The sequence below is a fragment of the Actinoplanes solisilvae genome (assembly GCF_003999975.1).
GTDB classification, from domain to species: domain Bacteria; phylum Actinomycetota; class Actinomycetes; order Mycobacteriales; family Micromonosporaceae; genus Actinoplanes; species Actinoplanes solisilvae.
The window spans coordinates 79030-94533 of record NZ_RJAC01000028.1; the positions used below are offsets into that span (position 1 = coordinate 79030).

General features: G+C 70.9%; 12 protein-coding genes. 7 read left to right on the forward strand and 5 right to left on the reverse strand.

The genetic code is table 11. From position 1 onward, the window contains the following. Positions 1-81 precede the first annotated feature (81 nt). Both EER30_RS40175 and EER30_RS40180 read right to left on the reverse strand, forming a co-directional pair. On the reverse strand, positions 82-885 hold the full coding sequence (locus EER30_RS40175; RefSeq protein ID WP_127506975.1) for a polysaccharide deacetylase family protein: 804 nt from the start codon (positions 883-885) through the stop codon (positions 82-84). Continuing rightward, complete coding sequence (locus EER30_RS40180) at positions 882-1484, reverse strand: GtrA family protein (protein WP_127506977.1); 603 nt, start codon at positions 1482-1484, stop codon at positions 882-884. The genes EER30_RS40175 and EER30_RS40180 overlap by 4 nt, the downstream gene beginning before the upstream one ends. A 118-nt stretch (positions 1485-1602) precedes the next feature. Between EER30_RS40180 and EER30_RS40185 the strand changes: the two genes are divergently transcribed. Next, a complete protein-coding gene (locus EER30_RS40185; RefSeq protein ID WP_127506979.1) occupies positions 1603-2232 on the forward strand; it encodes a DUF2306 domain-containing protein in 630 nt (209 codons plus the stop codon). Here the strand turns inward: EER30_RS40185 and EER30_RS40190 are convergent. Further along, entirely contained in the window at positions 2177-5116 is a 2940-nt protein-coding gene (locus tag EER30_RS40190) for a glycine--tRNA ligase (RefSeq protein ID WP_127506981.1), read from the reverse strand. The two genes, EER30_RS40185 and EER30_RS40190, sit on opposite strands and share 56 nt — an antisense overlap. Positions 5117-5160: 44 nt before the next feature. On the opposite strand from EER30_RS40190, the gene EER30_RS40195 reads away from it, so the two are divergent. The 4 genes from EER30_RS40195 to EER30_RS40205 all read left to right on the forward strand — a co-directional run bounded on the left by EER30_RS40195 (position 5161) and on the right by EER30_RS40205 (position 9343). Then, entirely contained in the window at positions 5161-6306 is a 1146-nt protein-coding gene (locus EER30_RS40195) for an acyl-CoA dehydrogenase family protein (RefSeq protein WP_127506983.1), read from the forward strand. 83 nt (positions 6307-6389) lie between these two features. Then, positions 6390-8570 (forward strand): FUSC family protein, encoded by a 2181-nt coding sequence (locus EER30_RS40200; RefSeq protein ID WP_127506985.1) that lies wholly within the window; start codon positions 6390-6392, stop codon positions 8568-8570. A gap of 7 nt (positions 8571-8577) precedes the next feature. Beyond that, complete coding sequence (locus tag EER30_RS47620) at positions 8578-8733, forward strand: hypothetical protein (protein WP_164842658.1); 156 nt, start codon at positions 8578-8580, stop codon at positions 8731-8733. 4 nt (positions 8734-8737) lie between these two features. Then, complete coding sequence (locus tag EER30_RS40205; protein ID WP_127506987.1) at positions 8738-9343, forward strand: hypothetical protein; 606 nt, start codon at positions 8738-8740, stop codon at positions 9341-9343. Positions 9344-9347: 4 nt separating this feature from the next. Here the strand turns inward: EER30_RS40205 and EER30_RS40210 are convergent, their stop codons facing one another. Then, the gene (locus EER30_RS40210; RefSeq protein WP_240670608.1) at positions 9348-10859 is read right to left on the reverse strand and encodes a sensor domain-containing diguanylate cyclase; all 1512 of its coding nucleotides are present in this window, start codon (positions 10857-10859) and stop codon (positions 9348-9350) included. Positions 10860-11039: 180 nt separating this feature from the next. Here EER30_RS40210 and EER30_RS40215 point away from each other — a divergent pair, with 180 nt between their 5' ends. Continuing rightward, a complete protein-coding gene (locus EER30_RS40215; RefSeq protein ID WP_205650630.1) occupies positions 11040-13490 on the forward strand; it encodes a LamG-like jellyroll fold domain-containing protein in 2451 nt (816 codons plus the stop codon). A gap of 82 nt (positions 13491-13572) precedes the next feature. Continuing rightward, positions 13573-14241 carry an SMI1/KNR4 family protein gene (locus tag EER30_RS40220; RefSeq protein ID WP_127506989.1) on the forward strand — a complete coding sequence of 223 codons (669 nt, stop codon included), beginning with the start codon at positions 13573-13575 and terminating at the stop codon, positions 14239-14241. A gap of 16 nt (positions 14242-14257) precedes the next feature. Here the strand turns inward: EER30_RS40220 and EER30_RS40225 are convergent, their stop codons facing one another. After that, positions 14258-15001: a hypothetical protein gene (locus EER30_RS40225; RefSeq protein ID WP_240670610.1), complete on the reverse strand. Its 744-nt coding sequence runs from the start codon at positions 14999-15001 to the stop codon at positions 14258-14260. Positions 15002-15504: the final 503 nt, after the last annotated feature.

Genomic DNA, 15504 nt, shown 5'->3' on the forward strand with positions numbered 1-15504 from the left:
TCCCGGGCAAGAGTCGAAGCGACGCAGCCGTCCGCGAGGCGACCTCGACGTAGCGATCAAGAGAACGACGCGATAAGCGTTTTAGGGGAGGTAATCCTCAAGGCGTGCGGGGGTGAGGCCGGCCTTGTGGATGGCGTTGAGCACGGCCAGGAAGTCGTCCGGGAAGCGGTCGCGGAAGTGCATCAGGATGATGTCTCCCGGCTGAACGACGTGTTTCTCCTGGTAGAAGACCTTGCCTTTGTTGGTGGTCTCCTTCCAGTAGAAGGCCGCCTTCATTCCGCAGTCGTGCACGACCTTGAGGGTGGTGGCGTCGTGGCTGCCGAACGGCGGGCGGAACAGCGTGGGCCGGGTGCCGTACATCTGGGCCAGTTTGTCGGCGCCGCCGCAGATCTCGCGCTTCTGGGCGGCGTACGACCGGCCTTTGAGGTTGGGGTGGCTGATCGTGTGGTCCTGGATCGTCGCGCCGGCGTCGCGCAGCCGGGCGAAGTAGCCGGGGTCCGATGTGATCGCGTTGACCTCGAGGAACAGCGTGACCGGCACGTCGGCCGCGCGGAACAGCTCGAGCGCCTGGGGGTGTTTGACCCAGCCGTCGTCGATCGTGATGAACGCGACCTTCTCGTTCGTCGGGATGCGGCTGAACCACCCGGCGGTCCCGTCGGTCGGCAGCGTCACCTTGGTCGGGGCGGGCGGCTCGGCGAACTTCGGGATACGGGCCAGCAGATTCGCGGGCAGACCGGACGGGACCGTCGCCTCGGTGGTCGGTGTCGCTGCCGGGCTTTGCGGAAGCGGCGGGGCCGATTTGGAGGTGACGAGGTGGTCACCGCCCGCGCATCCGACGAGGACGGACAGCAGCAGGGCCGCGGTCGCCGTACGGAGCTTGTTCATGCGTGCGTCCCGTCGTCGGTGAGCCTTTCACCTTCAGGACGCGGCGAACCGGGGGGAATGACGCCCGTTGTGGCCTTTGTCATGATCGGGTGCCGGAGGGCCCGGCGGCTGCGCGGCCCGGACTGGCGCGGGACGACGCGCCGCGGGCGGGCCTGGGGCTGCGGGAACACGAACCGCTTCATCGCCCACAGACGGAAGAACATGGCGATCAGAGTTCCGGCGATGATGCCGCTGGCGAAGTCGGCGATCTCCTGGACGGGCCGGCTCACGTCGGGCGTGCGCAGGTCGAACACGTAACGGGAGACGCCCAGCGGAATCAGGTTGATCATGATGCCGAGGGCGCTGACCGCGAAGAACATGGCTGCCTCGTGCCGCCGCTCCCGCCCGCCACGCTGGCGGAACGACCACTCCCGGTTCAGCACGTAGGACAGCACGGTGCTCAACGTCGTGGCGATCGCGAGCGCGGTGACCGGCTTCTCGTGCAGCACGGTCAGCTTCAGGGCGAAGTTGATCCCGGTCGTGACCAGGAAACTGATGCCTCCGACGACGAAGAATTTCGCGGCTTCGTGGTGCTTCGCCCACATCCGCTGCAACAACATTCCGGCGAGACTAGATCACCTTGGCAAGAGGTCGGACGCGGCCCTCCTTCCAAAGTGGGAGACGACACCGGCTTGCGTGCGGAGGAAACGAACGCCGCGTTTATCGACGATCGACGGTATGTCGAAGCTCGTTCCGGCCGGGCTGATCGCCCTGGCCCTGGTCCCGTCCGCGGTCGGGGTGGTCCGTCTCGGTGAGTTCGCGAGCGGCACCGGCCCCTCGGACAATCCGCCGGCCCCGGTCATCGTCCACATCGTGGCGGTGCTGCTCTACAGCCTGCTCGGCGCGTTCCAGTTCGATTCCTCCGTACGTCGTCAGCACCCGTCCCGGCACCGGCGGGCCGGCCGTGTCGTGGTCGTGGCCGGGCTCGCGGTGGCGGCCAGCGGCGCGTGGATGACCCTCGCCTACGACCTGCCTTCGCATGACGGCGTCGTGGTCAACGCGGCCCGGCTGGTGGTGGCGGCCGTGATGGCGGCCGGCCTCGTGCTCGCCGTGGCGGCGATCCGGCGGCGCGACGTGCGGCGGCACCGGGCCTGGATGATCCGGGCCTACGCGCTGGCCCTGGGCGCCGGCACCCAGGCTTTCACACTGGGCGGCTGGACCGCCTTCGCCGGACAGCCCGGGACGTTCGCCCGGGCTGTCCTGATGATCCTGGCCTGGCTGATAAACGTGGCCGTGGCCGAGTGGGTGATCGTCAGAGGCGCAGCTCGGGCCAGTCGAGCAGGCCGGCACCCAGGTCTCGCACGGTAGCCAGCAGGCCGAGCCGGGCGGCCCGGACGGCCTGGTCGTCGGCCATCACGAACACCTCGTCGAAGAACCGGGCCAGCGGGTCGACCAGCGGCTCGACGGCGGCGGTGAAAGCCACCAGGTCGGTGCCGAAGCCGGTCTTCACCTGCGCGACGGCCTCGTGCAGGGCCAGCTCGGCCGGCTCGGTGAGCACCGCCGGGTCGTAGCCGGCCGGGGTCTCCGCGGGCACGATGCGCCGGGCCCGCTGGATCGCCTGGGCGACCGCGACGAAGTCCGGGTTGCCGACCAGGGTGTCGAGCTGGCTCAACATCTGGTCCACGACGGACGGGCGGGCGTAGTGGGGTAGCGCCGCCCGCACCCGGTCGACCGGGCGGCCCTCCTCGGTCAGGGTCTGCTCCAGGCGGCGGGCCAGGAACTCCCCGGCCGCGGTCAGCACCTCGTCGGAGACCGGCACCGGCTGCTGCGCGGCGGCCGCCCGCAGACCGTCGGTCAGCGACAGACCCGACAGGGCCGGGTGGGCACGGTGCACCGCCAGGAGGCCGAGCACGGCACGGCGTACGGCGAAGGGGTCGCTGCTGCCCGTGGGCAGGCCCACGGTGGCGGCCAGGCCCGCGACCAGGTCGAGACGGTCGGCCAGTGACAGCAGTGCGCCGGGCACCGAGGACGGCAGCGCGTCGCCGGTGTTGCGGGGCAGTTCGGTCTCGTAGACGGCCTGCGCGACGTCGCGGGGCTCGCCCGCGTGCAGGGCGTAGTCGCGGGCCATTACCCCGGCCAGGCTGGTCATCTCGGTGACGAGCTGGGAGCCGAGGTCGAACTTGACCAGCCGCGCGGCCCGGCCCAGGGTGGCCGACGACAGGCCCAGCCCGTCGGCCAGCGTCTGGGCCAGCGTGGCGATGCGGCCCGATCGGTCGGCCATCGAGCCGAGCTTGTCGGTGAAGGTCAGCCGGGTCAGCCGCTCGCGCATCTCGGGCAGCGGCGTGTTGCGGTCGGCGCGGTAGAAGAAGGCCGCGTCCTCGTAACGGGCGCGCAGCACGGCCTCGTTGCCGGCCCGCACGAGCTCGACGTCGACCGGGCCGTTGGCGACGGTCACGAACATCGGCAGCAGCGCGCCGTCGGCCGAGCGCACCGGGAGGTAGCGCTGGTGCTTGCGCATCACGGTGGTCAGCACGGCGTCGGGCAGGGACAGGTAACCCTCGTCGAAGGTGCCCAGCAGCGGCGTCGGAGCTTCGACCAGGTAGCTGATCTGCTCGATCAGGGCGGCCTCGCCGGTCACGTCGACGCGGCCCTCGGGGTACACCTCGTCCTGGGCGCCGGTGACGATCAGGTCGTGGCGGTCCTCGGGGTCGGCCACGATGCCGGCCAGCGCGAGCGTCTCCATGAACGTCTCGGCCGAGGCGACCTCGACGATCGGGATGTCGGCCGTGCGCAGCAGCCGGGTCTGGCGGCCCGCGGCCAGGGTGCCGACGGCGACCGGCACGACGTCGTCGCCCCACAGCGCGGTCAGCCACCGCACCGGGCGGCTGAACGAGAGCTGCGGGTCGTTCCAGCGCATGTTCTTCGCGCCGCGCAGACCGCTGACGACCTTGGCCAGCACCGGGGCCAGCACCTCGGCCGCCGCACCGCCGACCTCGTGCTTCTCGGCCACCAGGTGTTCGGCGTTGCCATAGGTGGCGGTGCCCAGGTCGGCGACCGCGACACCCTGGCCGCGCGCGAAGCCCTCGACGGCCTTCTCGGGCGCGCCGACCTTCGGGCCCTTGACCTGCCGTACGTGGTCAGGTTCGCGCGCGCCGACCGAGGCGACCAGGGCGACCAGCCGTCGCGGGGTCGCGAAGACGCGCACCTCGTCGTGCTCGAGACGGGTGCCGGCCAGGCCCTCGGTCAGGGCGCGGCGCACGTAGTCGCGGGCGGCGCGCGCCTCGGACGGCGGCAACTCCTCGGTGCCGATCTCGAAGACCAGCGCGCGAGCACCCGTGCGGGCGGCCGGGGCGGCCACGGCGGTGGCGGGCGGCAGCGGGGCGACCAGGCCCAGCGGGTGGTGCTGCTCGTCGCGGCGGGCGACCCACAGCTTGGCGACCTCGCCGGCCAGGCGCCGCATGCGGCCGAACTCGGCGGCCCGGTCGGCGGTCGAGACGGCGCCCCGTGAGTCGAGCACGTTGAACGCCTGCGAACACTTGAGCACGTACGTGTGGGCGGGCACGGGCAGCCCGGCGTCGATCAGGCGCTGCGCCTCAGCCGCGTAGAGCTCGAGCAGCTGCCGGTTCGCGGCCACGTCGGCGTCGTCGAGGTAGTAGCGCGACATCTCGTACTCGCTCTGGCCGAACACCTCGCCGTACGAGATGCCGTCGGCGTACTCGATGTCCTTGAAGTGGGTCTTGTCCTGAAGCGCCATGATGATGCGCTCGATGCCGTAGGTGATCTCGACGGAGACCGGGTCGAGGTTCAGGTTGCCGGCCTGCTGGAAGTAGGTGAACTGGGTGATCTCGAGACCGTCGAGCCAGACCTCCCAGCCCAGGCCCCACGCGCCCAGCGCCGGGGAGGCCCAGTTGTCCTCGACGAACCGTACGTCGTGGGCCTTGACGTCGATGCCGAGCGCCTCGAGGCTGCCGAGATAGAGCTCCTGCGGGTTGCCCGGGTCGGGCTTGAGGATCACCTGGAGCTGCGTGTGGGTCTGCAGGCGGTTCGGGTTCTCGCCGTAGCGCGAGTCGTCGGGCCGCACGGACGGTTCGACGTAGACGACCTTCCACGGCTCGGGACCCAGCACCCGAAGGAACGTGGCCGGGTTCAGAGTTCCCGCGCCGACCTCGGTGTTCATAGGCTGGACCGTGAGGCACCCCTGGGCCGTCCAGTACGCCGTCAACCGGGCCAGCGCGTCCTGCATCGTGAGCATGGGACCGAAGTCTAGGGCGGGCCTCGCGCGGGTACGTACGGAATATGCTCGCCGGAGATCTTTACGCCTTTCAGGACCTGCTTTCGGAGGACGAGAGCGCAGTCGTGCGCCGCGTCCGCGACTTCCTCGAGGCGGAGGTGTCGCCCATCGCGAACGACCATTGGCAACGGGCCGACTTCCCGCACCACCTGGTCAAGAAGTACGCCGACCTCGACATCGCCGACCGCCGCGGGTCGTCGTCGCTGCTCAACGGCTGGCTCGCCCTGGAGATGGCCCGGTCGGACGCGTCGATGGCCACGTTCTACGGGGTGCACGCGGGGCTGGCGATGGGCAGCATCCGCATGTGCGGCTCGCCCGAACAGCAGGCCCGCTGGATCCCGCCGATGGCCGCGTTCGACAAGATCGGGGCGTTCGCGCTGACCGAGCCGACCGGCGGTTCCGACGTGGCGGCCGGTCTGCGCACGACGGCCCGCCGCGAGGGCGACGAGTGGGTGCTCGACGGCGCGAAACGCTGGATCGGCAACGCCACCTTCGCCGACCTCGTCGTGGTGTGGGCCCGCGACGTCGCCGACGACCAGGTCAAAGGCTTTGTCGTACGGGGTGACGTGGCGGGCTTCACCGCGAAGAAGATCGAGAACAAGATCGCGCTGCGGACGGTGCAGAATGCCGACATCACGTTGGAGGGTGTCCGCGTCCCCGAGGCCGACCGGCTGCAGAACGCCCATTCGTTCAAGGACACCGCCGCGGTTCTCCGGCAGACCCGCAGCGGGGTGGCCTGGCAGGCGGTCGGGGTGATGCTCGCCGCGTACGAGATCGCCCTGGCCTACTCGAAGGAGCGGCAGCAGTTCGGCCGGCCGATCGCGAAGTTCCAGCTCGTGCAGGACCTGCTGGTCAGAATGCTGGGCAACGTGACCGCCGCGATGGGCCTGTGCGTGCGGCTGGCCCAGCTGCAGGACGCGGGCCGATATCGCGACGAGCACTCGGCCCTGGCCAAGGCGTACTGCACCACCCGCATGCGCGAGGTCGTCGGCTGGGCCCGTGAACTGCTGGCCGGCAACGGCATCGTCCTGGACTACGCGATCGGCCGGTTCGTCGCCGACGCCGAGGCCCTCTACTCCTACGAGGGCACCCGCGAGATCAACACCCTGATCGTCGGCCGGGCCATCACCGGCGAGTCCGCCTTCGTCTGATCCGCCCCGTCCCCTCCGGGGGAGGGAGATTCGCCTCACGGCGGTATGGCTCCGCGGGGGTGAGCGGTGGAAAGGTGCTGTTCATGTGGGGGTGGGTGCGCAGGCGGGATCCGCAGCTCGTCGTGGTCCGGCGAGCGGTGCGGCTCACGCTCGTGGCCTGCTTCGGGTTCTATCTGAGCCGGTTCGTGATCGGCAGCGTGGCGATGGCGACGTACGCGTTGTTCGGAGCCCTCGCGCTCGGGGCGCTGTCGCAGATCCCGGGGTCGCCGAAGCAGCGGTCGCGCACGCTGATCCTGGTGCTGCCGGTGGGCTGGGCACTGGTGTCGCTGGGCACGATGCTCTCGTTCAACAACTACGCGGCCGCCGCGGGCATGTTCGTGCTCGGCTTCGTCGTCAGTTTCGTGGGCGTGGGCGGGCCGAAGCTCGTCGGGCTGGCCGCCGGCATGCAACTGCTCTACATCCTTCCGTGTTTCCCACCGTACGATCCGGGGTCGCTGCTGTGGCGGCTGGCCGGCCTCACCATGTCCGTGGTGCTGCTGGCCGTCGCCGAGCGGGTGCTGTGGCCCGATCCCACGCCGCCCGCCTACCGCCACCGCCTCGCCGACGCGATCAGTGCCCTCGGGGCCTGCCTCGACGCGCTCGCCGACGACTGGTCGGGTGACAAGACCGGCCGTGACCGGCTGGCCGCGCTCGTGCCCGAGGCGACCGACGCCGCCGACGCGCTGCGGCCCTCCCGGCTGCCACCGATCGCGCGGCCCGCCTCGGCCGGGCGGCGCGACCGGGCCCTGACCTCGGCCGCCGGCACCGCGCGGCTGCTGCTGGGGCGCGCCATCGACCTCTACTTCTCGGCCGAGCACCAGGCGCTCAACAAGACGGCCGCCACCAAACTGCTGCGCACCACGGCCGGCTGCGTCGACGCGACCGCGGCCTGGCTGCGCGGCGACGGGCCGCTGCCCGACACCAACCTGGTCACGGCGGCGCTCTCCGAGTTCCGCGCGGCCCGGCTCAACACCGACCCGAACGGGGTGCCGCACGAGCGGCTCAGACTCGGCGCGCTCGCGCTGTCGCTGGGGGAGTGGACCAGGTCGCTGGTCTTCGCGGTGCGCATCGCCGCCGGGGAACGGCCGAACCACCCCGACCCGACGCCGCCATCGGCCCAGCCGGGCCTGTTCTGGTATGCGTACCGCCCCACCGCCAGCCTGTGGTGGCACCGGCTGAAAGAGAATCTCACCCCGCGCTCGGTCGCCTTCCAGGGCGCTCTGCGGCTGGCCATCGCGCTGGCGGTGGCGCGCCTGATCGCCGGGGAGCTCGACCTGTCGCACGGCTTCTGGGTGCTGCTGACGATCCTGACCGTGCTGCGCACCTCGGCCGCCGAGACCCGCTCGACGCTGCGGCCGGCGCTGATCGGCACGGTCGGCGGGTCGATCGTGGCGGCCGGGCTGCTGCTGCTCGGCGTCGACCCGCTGGTCTACGTGATCCTGCTGCCGGTCGTGATGATCGCCGGGTTCGCGGCCGGGCCGCTGCTCGGGCTGGGCTGGTCGCAGGCGTTGTTCTCGCTGGTCATCACGCTGATCTTCGCGCAGGTCACGCCGGTCGACTGGCGTCTGGCCGAGCAGCGGGTGACCGACGTGCTGATCGGCGCGGCCGTGGGCGTGCTGATCGGGCTGCTGGCGTGGCCGCGCGGCGGCGGGGGCGAACTGCACCGCGCGACCGGCACGTTCCTGCAGGCGTCGGCCGACGTGGTGCGCGAGACGATCGAGGTCATGGCGAACGGTCTGACGCCGGGCCACGCGATGCCCCGGGCACGCCGGGCGGGGCAGCTCGCCGAGGCGTCGTACGCGCTCTACCAGAGCGAACGGCCCAAGCCGGGCATGCTCGACTGGCAGGCGACCCTGATCGCGGGGCACCACGCCGTGCGGGGCTCGGAGGCGCTGATCCTCTCGTGCCCGGCGGGCGGGCTGCTGCCCTGCGTGTCCCAGCTGACGATGCTGGCCAACTCGGTGGCGTCCGGCTACGACAAGGCGGGCGAGCAACTGCTGCGGGGCGGGGTCCCGGACCGCCCGGCCGCCCCGCCCGCGCCCGTCTCGTGGCCCGACGACCTCGGTCAGGACCTCTACACCGTCACCGACCTGCGGGTCTGGCTCGACGGCCTGCGCGAGGACCTGGTCGGCATGACCGGCCGCCCCGAACCGGGCGCCGTGCCCCCGACCCCGGTCGACGAACTACGCGAACGGGTGGCCCGCGTCGCCGACGGCGCCACCTAGGAGTGCCGTGCTCGCGATCGTCGGCGTGGTGCGGTCGGCGCCGCGAGCGGCATCCCCGTCAGCGCTGATCCTGATGCCCGCCCTGAGCCGGCTGATGTTCCGCACGCCGCCCGCCGATTTCCGGATTGCCCGGGTGGCTCGACGCGGCGTACACAAAGCTTGAAGGGGTGAATCGGGCAACGGTGACGCCGGGCGTCGAGCAGCGCCTCGAGACCACGCTGCACGCGCTGCCCGGCGTACGGTATGAACCTCTGCCGACGGCGCTGCTCAAGCCGCCCCCGGGTGGCTCCCGCATCCTGCGCGGCGGCCGCCTGCCCGGCCTCGGGGAGCACGCCGCCGACGTCTACGACGCCACGCATGAGCTCTGGCAGCAGTCCGGCTGCCGCGTCGACGACTCCGTCGGCCGCGACGGGCGCGTGCTGGTCGTGCACGATCCGGCCGGTTACGTGATCACTCTGACCCAGTTCCCCGGCGACGACCCGGTGCTGACCGTCGCGTCGCCGCCGCTGCAGGCCCGGCTGATCGACCCGGCCCTGCTCGCCGGGCTGCTCGGTGGCCTGGCCCTCGGCTGCGTCGGCCCGTGCGCCGCGGTGGGACCGATGAGCGTCTTCTCGTCGCTGGCCGGCTCGGCCGTCCCGTTCTGGGCATGGGTGCCGCTCTACCTGCTGATCGGCGTCGGCTCGGTGTGGCGCCCGGAGACCCGCCGCTTCGGGGCCGGCCTCCTGGCCGGCGGGGCGGCGGTCGGCATCCTCGTGGCGTGGGTGTTCTCCTGAACGACTAGAAGATCGCCTTCGCCCGCCGGAAACCGCCCCCGCGTCCCTTGGTCGCGCGCTTCGCCTCGTACATCGCCGCGTCCGCGCCCTTCATCAGCGCCTCGTAGCCGGTGGCGTCGTCCGGGTAGAGCGCGATACCCACGCTCCCGCCGATCGACACCTTGCGCCCCTCGATCTCGAACGGCCGGCGCAGCCGCTCACAGATGCGCCCGGCAACGGTGCTGGCCACCTCCTCGTCGGCGTCGCGGGTCAGCAGGATGGCGAACTCGTCCCCGCCCAGCCTCGACACCACGTCGCCCTCGCGCACCGCGCCCTCCAGCCGCCTCGCCACCTGCTGCAGCAGCAGGTCGCCGGCCTGGTGCCCGGCGGTGTCGTTGACCTGCTTGAACCCGTTGAGGTCGAGCACCATGAGCGCCACCCGGTCACGCCCGGCACCGGCGTCCCGTACGGAACGCTCGGTCTGCTCGATGAGGTGGGTGCGGTTGGGCAGGCCGGTCAGCGCGTCGTGGAACGCCTGGTGGCTGAGCGCGGCCACGTGGTCCTGGGCGGCCTGCCGCATGCCGGCGCTCTCGATGATCAGGGCACCCTCGACCGAGAGCTGCTCGGCCAGGATGCGGTCGCGGCTGGTCCACTCGCGGGTGGCGCTCGAGTCGCCGCACATGATCGCGCCGACCGGTCCCTGGGCCGACATCAGCGGCATCGCGACGAACGACCGCAGCTGCATCAGGCGTGCCAGATCGCACGGGCGTACGGCGGAGGTCGCCACGTTGCCCGCGAACGCGACCTTCCCGTCCTTGATCGCCTCCCAGACGGGCGATTCGGTGGCCGGCTTACCCACCACTGGCGCCACGGCGGCATCGCCCTCGGGCAGGCCGACGCTGTGCACGTAGGTGACCGTGCTGTCCGGGTCGACGAGCACGATGGCGGCGTGCTCGGTGCGGAAGCCCGCCGCCGACGAGGAGGCCAGGATGCGGCACGCGGCCTCCATGCTGGCGGCGGTCATGCCCTGCTCGAAGAGGCGGCGGATGGTGCCGGAGGCGTGGGTGAGGAACTGGCGCTGCTTCTCGGCCGCGAGACCCTGCAGCGTGGTGGCGAAGATCAGCGAGAGGGACGCCACGACGTCGGGTCGCAGCACGCCGAGGTCACCGCCGGTGAGCAGCAGTACGCCGACGGTCTGCCCGCCGATGCGCAGGCGTACGGCCATCTGCTCGCCGCTGACCAGGGGCGCGGCGCCGGCCGCCAGGCGGAACACCTTGCCCGCCACGAGCTGGTCGCGGGTGCCCGGCCGGCCGCATCCCGCGGCGGGGTTGAGCAGGCCGGTCTCCGAGTCGAGCTCGAAGACGGTGGCCGCCGTCAGCCCGGCCGCCTCGCCCAGGTGCCGCGCCGCGAGGTCGAGCACGTGCTGGGCCGAGGGCGTGTCCTTGGTCATGAACGAGACGAGGGCGGCCAGCAACGCGTCCTGGGGGTCGGCCCCGAGGACGGCGCCGGCCGCTCCCACTCCGCTGCTCACGCTCATGCCCTCACCAGTCGGCACTTCGCGGCGGGCACTTGACGGGACGGGGGTCGCAGTTCGGGTGCAGAGGGGTCAGACATAGATACCCGTCAACCCTTGACGAGATCAAGACGCGCTTGTTGGATTGTGTTTGCTCCTGAGTGAGCCCGAGCGCAACCCCTGCCACCGAAGGGAACATCGCGCGTGAAAAAACATCCCCGCCTGCTAGCCACCCTCTCCGTGACCGCTCTGCTCGTGTCCGGCGCTGCCGCCCCCGCGTCCGCCGCCCCGGCCTGGCACCCCGGCATCCCGCCGATCGCGACCCCCTGGACGGCCGAGGTCGGACCGGACAACGCCCTGCCCGAATACCCCCGTCCTCAGCTCACCCGCGACAGGTGGCAGAACCTCAACGGCGTGTGGGAGTTCGCCAAGGCCGCACCGGGCGAGGCCGTGCCCGCCGGACAGAGCCTCGGCGAGCGCGTGCTGGTGCCGTACCCGATCGAATCTGCTCTCTCCGGCATCCAGCGGCACGAGGACCGCGTGTGGTACCGCCGCACCTTCACCGTGCCGGCGAGCTGGAAGGTCGGTCAGACCAACCGGCTGCGGCTCAACTTCGGGGCCGTCGACTACGACGCGAAGGTCTTCGTGAACGGCGCGCAGGTCGCCACCCACCGAGGCGGTTACGACGCGTTCGACGTCGATGTGACCGACGCGCTGCGGGGGACCGGCCCGCAGGAGCTGATCGTCTGGGCCGAGGACCTCACCGACGCCACCGGCCAGCCGATCGGCAAGCAGCGCCGCACCGGCGACCGCGGCATCTTCTATCAGGGTAGTTCCGGCATCTGGCAGACGGTGTGGATGGAGCCCGTCCCGGCCGCGAGCATCACGTCCCTGTCGATGACGCCCAGCCTGTCCGCGCTGACGCTGACGGTGAACGCGCCCCCCGGCCTCACGGTCAAGGCGACGGCGCGTGACGCCGGCCGGACCGCGGGCACGGTCACCGGGCCGACCGGCACGGCACTGACCCTGCCGATCAGCAAGCCCAAGCTGTGGTCCCCCGACAAGCCTTTCCTGTACGACCTGACGGTCGCGCTGCAGAGCGGCGGTAGGACGGTCGACACCGTGGGGTCGTACTTCGGACTGCGCACCGTCGGAACGGCCAAGGGCGCCGACGGCCGGCTCCGCATCACGCTCAACGGCAAGATCCTGTTCAACATGGCGAACCTCGACCAGGGCTTCTGGCCCGACGGTCTCTACACGGCGCCGACCGACGCGGCCCTCGAGTGGGACCTGCGGCAGGACAAGGCGATGGGCTTCAACGCGGTACGAAAGCACATCAAGGTCGAGCCCGACCGCTGGTTCTACCACGCCGACCGGCTGGGCCTACTCGTCTGGCAGGACATGCCGTCGGGCAACACCGGCCCGCTGCCCGTCGAGTGGCGCGACCAGTTCGAGGCCGAGCTGCACGAGATGGTCCGCGAGCATCAGTCGTGGACGTCGGTCATCGCCTGGGTGCCGTTCAACGAGGGCTGGGGCGAATGGGACCGCGCCGCGACCGGGCGCATCGCCACCTCGGTGAAACAGCAGGATCCTTCGCGGCTCGTCAACGCGCACAGCGGCGTGAACTGCTGCAACTCGAAGGGCGACTCCGGCGCCGGCGACGTGATCGACTTCCACCAGTACCTCGGCCCGGCGTCGCCATCGCCTACCGATAATCGAGTATCGATTGACGGCGAGCACGGCGGCTACGGCCTCAAGACGTCCAACCACATGTGGTTCGGCGACGGCCAGGCCTACGAGATGGTGCCCGACCAGGCCACGCTGACCGCGAAATACGTCGCCAACCAGCAGGACGTGCTCACCTCGGCGCAGCACTGCGGCATCAGCGCGGCGATCTACACGCAGATCACCGACGTCGAGGGCGAGCTCAACGGCTTCTTCACCTACGACCGCCAGGTCACCAAGATGGACCTGCGCAAGGTGAAAACCGTCAACCAGAAGATCATCAAGCAGGCCGACGGCTCCGGTTCGGACATTCCGCAGCCGCCGACGGGCACTCCCGGGCTGACCGGAATCGCTTTCTGGCCGTTGGACGGCGCCTATGGCTCGCTGACCCCGGTGGGCGATCCGGCCTTCGCCGAGGGGCACAACGGGCAGGGCGTCACTCTGAACGGCTCCTCGCAATTCCTCGACGCCGGAAAGCCCGTAGTGAACACCGCGTCGGACTATTCGGCCGCCGCGTGGGTCAAGCTCGACCGGGCCGACGGCGCCTTCCAAACGGTGGTCAGCCAGGACGGCCCGTCGAACAGCGACTTCTTCCTGCAGTACTCCGGCGCCGACCAGCGATTCGCGATGAGCTTCGCCGGCGTGCGGGCGTTGGGGCCGGTCAAGCCCGAGATCGGCCGCTGGTACCACCTGGTCGGCGTCCGAGACACCGTCAAGGGCGAACTGCGCCTCTACGTCGACGGCGAGTTGGCCGGAACAGTGGGCGCCTGCCTCCCGCAAGCCGCGCCGACCGGCAACACCGTCATCGGCCGAGGCAAATACGGCGGAAACCCGGTCGACTACCTGGACGGCACAGTGGACCAGGTCCACCTCTACGACCGGGCCCTTTCCCCGGCCGAGATCCGGGACCTGTACACCTCGAATTCATAACGCACGGCTTCACCACCCGCTCTGTTTCGGCAGCCGGAGCTGAGCGGGTGGCGGGCTGTCCTGCTTGGTTACTCTGAGAGCGATGACCCGTCTCCGGCGGTTCCGGACGGGGTGCGGCTCAACCGCCGGATGCCTCACCAGCACCCTTCGGCGCGGCTCCGGGCCGATTGATCCATACTGCGGCGTGGCGTCAGTGACGGAAGCTTGGGTCCGAATCGAAGGCTGGTTGCGCCGAGGTGCTCCGAGGAGCGCCGCCATCCTGGCCGGGCCGGCGACGAGAGAGTCGATCCTCGCGGCTGAGGACGAGATGGGCATGGCGTTGCCGTCGGAGCTCCTCGAGTCCCTGCTCAGCCATGACGGACTGACCGAGTGGGCCGGCTTCCTTCCCGAGGCGACGCCGCTCAGCCTCAAGGAGATCGTCGAGCAGTACCTCATGCGCATGGACGTGGCCGACCATGTCGACGGATTCACGGTGCACAGCCCGAACACTGAATCATGGTGGAACGAGCTTTGGATCCCGTTCGCCGACAACGGCGGCGGTGACCTGCAGGTGATCGATCAGCGGCCGGGGCCTCAGCGCGGGCGGCTGGGTCTGGCGTCGCACACCGACGCGGCCGACTTCGAGGACGCGTGGCCGTCCCTGACCGCCTACCTGACGGCGGTGGCCGACGCCCTCGAGCACGGCGGCGCCGTCGGGGTCTGGCGTCCGGTGACCGAGGAGGGCGCACTGCGCTGGGAGCTGGCCCGTTGACGGGCGACAGCGAACTTCAGTCCTCGCTGGGGATGGGCTGCAACGAACCCTCGGAGATGCGGAAGCGCGTCGCCTGCTGAGGTGCGGCGGTTTGCGTCGATGGCTCGGCGGTCTGCGTCGGGCGGGCGGTGGCCTGCGTCGGGCGCCCGGTGGCCTGCGGCGCGTGCTGGGCGGTCTGGCGGCGGGCCTCGGTCACGTCGGCCATCAGGTCGTCCCAGTCGGGGTCGGCGCGCAGCGGGGCCAGGCCGACCGGGCCGCCGACGCGGGCGTTCGCGTATTCCCACCAGGCGGCCACGCGCACCGGCCAGAGACCGGCCCGCACCGCACCGGCGAGGAAGCATCGGTGGGCCAGCAGGGTCGCGGCCAGGGTTTCGGGGTCGAGGTCCAACGTGGCGTCGTCGATGGCCTTGCCGAGGGCGCGCACGTCGCGGTGCATCTCGGAGTAGGAGATCAGGTTGGGCATGGCGGGCAGCTTGCGGTAGGCGCCCTTCTCGACCAGGTCGTCGGCGTAGACCGGGGTGAAGACGAAATCGTCGACGGTCACGATGAGCGGCAGGATCTCGTGGCCGAGCCGCAGATCGAGCTGGACCGCGGGGAGCCGGGTCGGGACGAAGACCGGCTCCGCGCTCATCACCTCGTCGGGGTCGAGCCGTGCGGTGTCACCCAGGGCGGGAATGTGGACCGACACCAGACCGCGGCGGACGGCGACCTCGACACCCGGAACTTCGGACAGCGCCTCGGTCAGCTCGAAAAACTGCATGCGCCCGTTATACGCCACGCGTCCCACCCGGACACTGAGGTCACCCTCGAGATGATCATCACCCACCGGTGGGGAGGCCGATGTGGAGCTGACGACGACATCGGAGCGTGGCGGATAGATGACCGAGGGTGGAATGGTCAGTGTGGCGGATCGGGTTTGAGGTCTGGCCGAATCGAAGGCGCTCTCGAGCAGCCCTCGCCACGGGTCAGGCCGGGCAGGCGACGGCGGAACTCGTGGACCAGCTCGGCCGCAAGATGAAGGGCGGCGATGTGGGGAAGTGGGCGGGACTGCAGGGCGATGCCGGTGAAGGGGCGGGACTGCAAGGCGACGAGGGGAGTGGGCGGGGCCGCGAGGCGATGTGGGGAGGGTGGTCCGGCGCGGGTGGGGGTGGCAGCTGCTGACATGTTGATTGTCGGTAGTGCTCACTGGTTGGCAATAGGGACGGTGTCAATGCAAAGAAGGGGCAGCGGCCACCGGTATCCCGTAGGCAAACTTGCTGCGGC

Bases quoted from the DNA above. Each gene is read 5' to 3' on its own strand.
- EER30_RS40175 (WP_127506975.1), bottom strand. From the start codon at position 885: ATGAACAAGCTCCGTACGGCGACCGCGGCCCTGCTGCTGTCCGTCCTC.
- EER30_RS40180 (WP_127506977.1), bottom strand. From the start codon at position 1,484: ATGTTGTTGCAGCGGATGTGGGCGAAGCACCACGAAGCCGCGAAATTC.
- EER30_RS40185 (WP_127506979.1), top strand. From the start codon at position 1,603: ATGTCGAAGCTCGTTCCGGCCGGGCTGATCGCCCTGGCCCTGGTCCCG.
- EER30_RS40190 (WP_127506981.1), bottom strand. From the start codon at position 5,116: ATGCTCACGATGCAGGACGCGCTGGCCCGGTTGACGGCGTACTGGACG.
- EER30_RS40195 (WP_127506983.1), top strand. From the start codon at position 5,161: ATGCTCGCCGGAGATCTTTACGCCTTTCAGGACCTGCTTTCGGAGGAC.
- EER30_RS40200 (WP_127506985.1), top strand. From the start codon at position 6,390: ATGTGGGGGTGGGTGCGCAGGCGGGATCCGCAGCTCGTCGTGGTCCGG.
- EER30_RS40210 (WP_240670608.1), bottom strand. From the start codon at position 10,859: ATGAGCGTGAGCAGCGGAGTGGGAGCGGCCGGCGCCGTCCTCGGGGCC.
- EER30_RS40220 (WP_127506989.1), top strand. From the start codon at position 13,573: ATGACCCGTCTCCGGCGGTTCCGGACGGGGTGCGGCTCAACCGCCGGA.
- EER30_RS40225 (WP_240670610.1), bottom strand. From the start codon at position 15,001: ATGCAGTTTTTCGAGCTGACCGAGGCGCTGTCCGAAGTTCCGGGTGTC.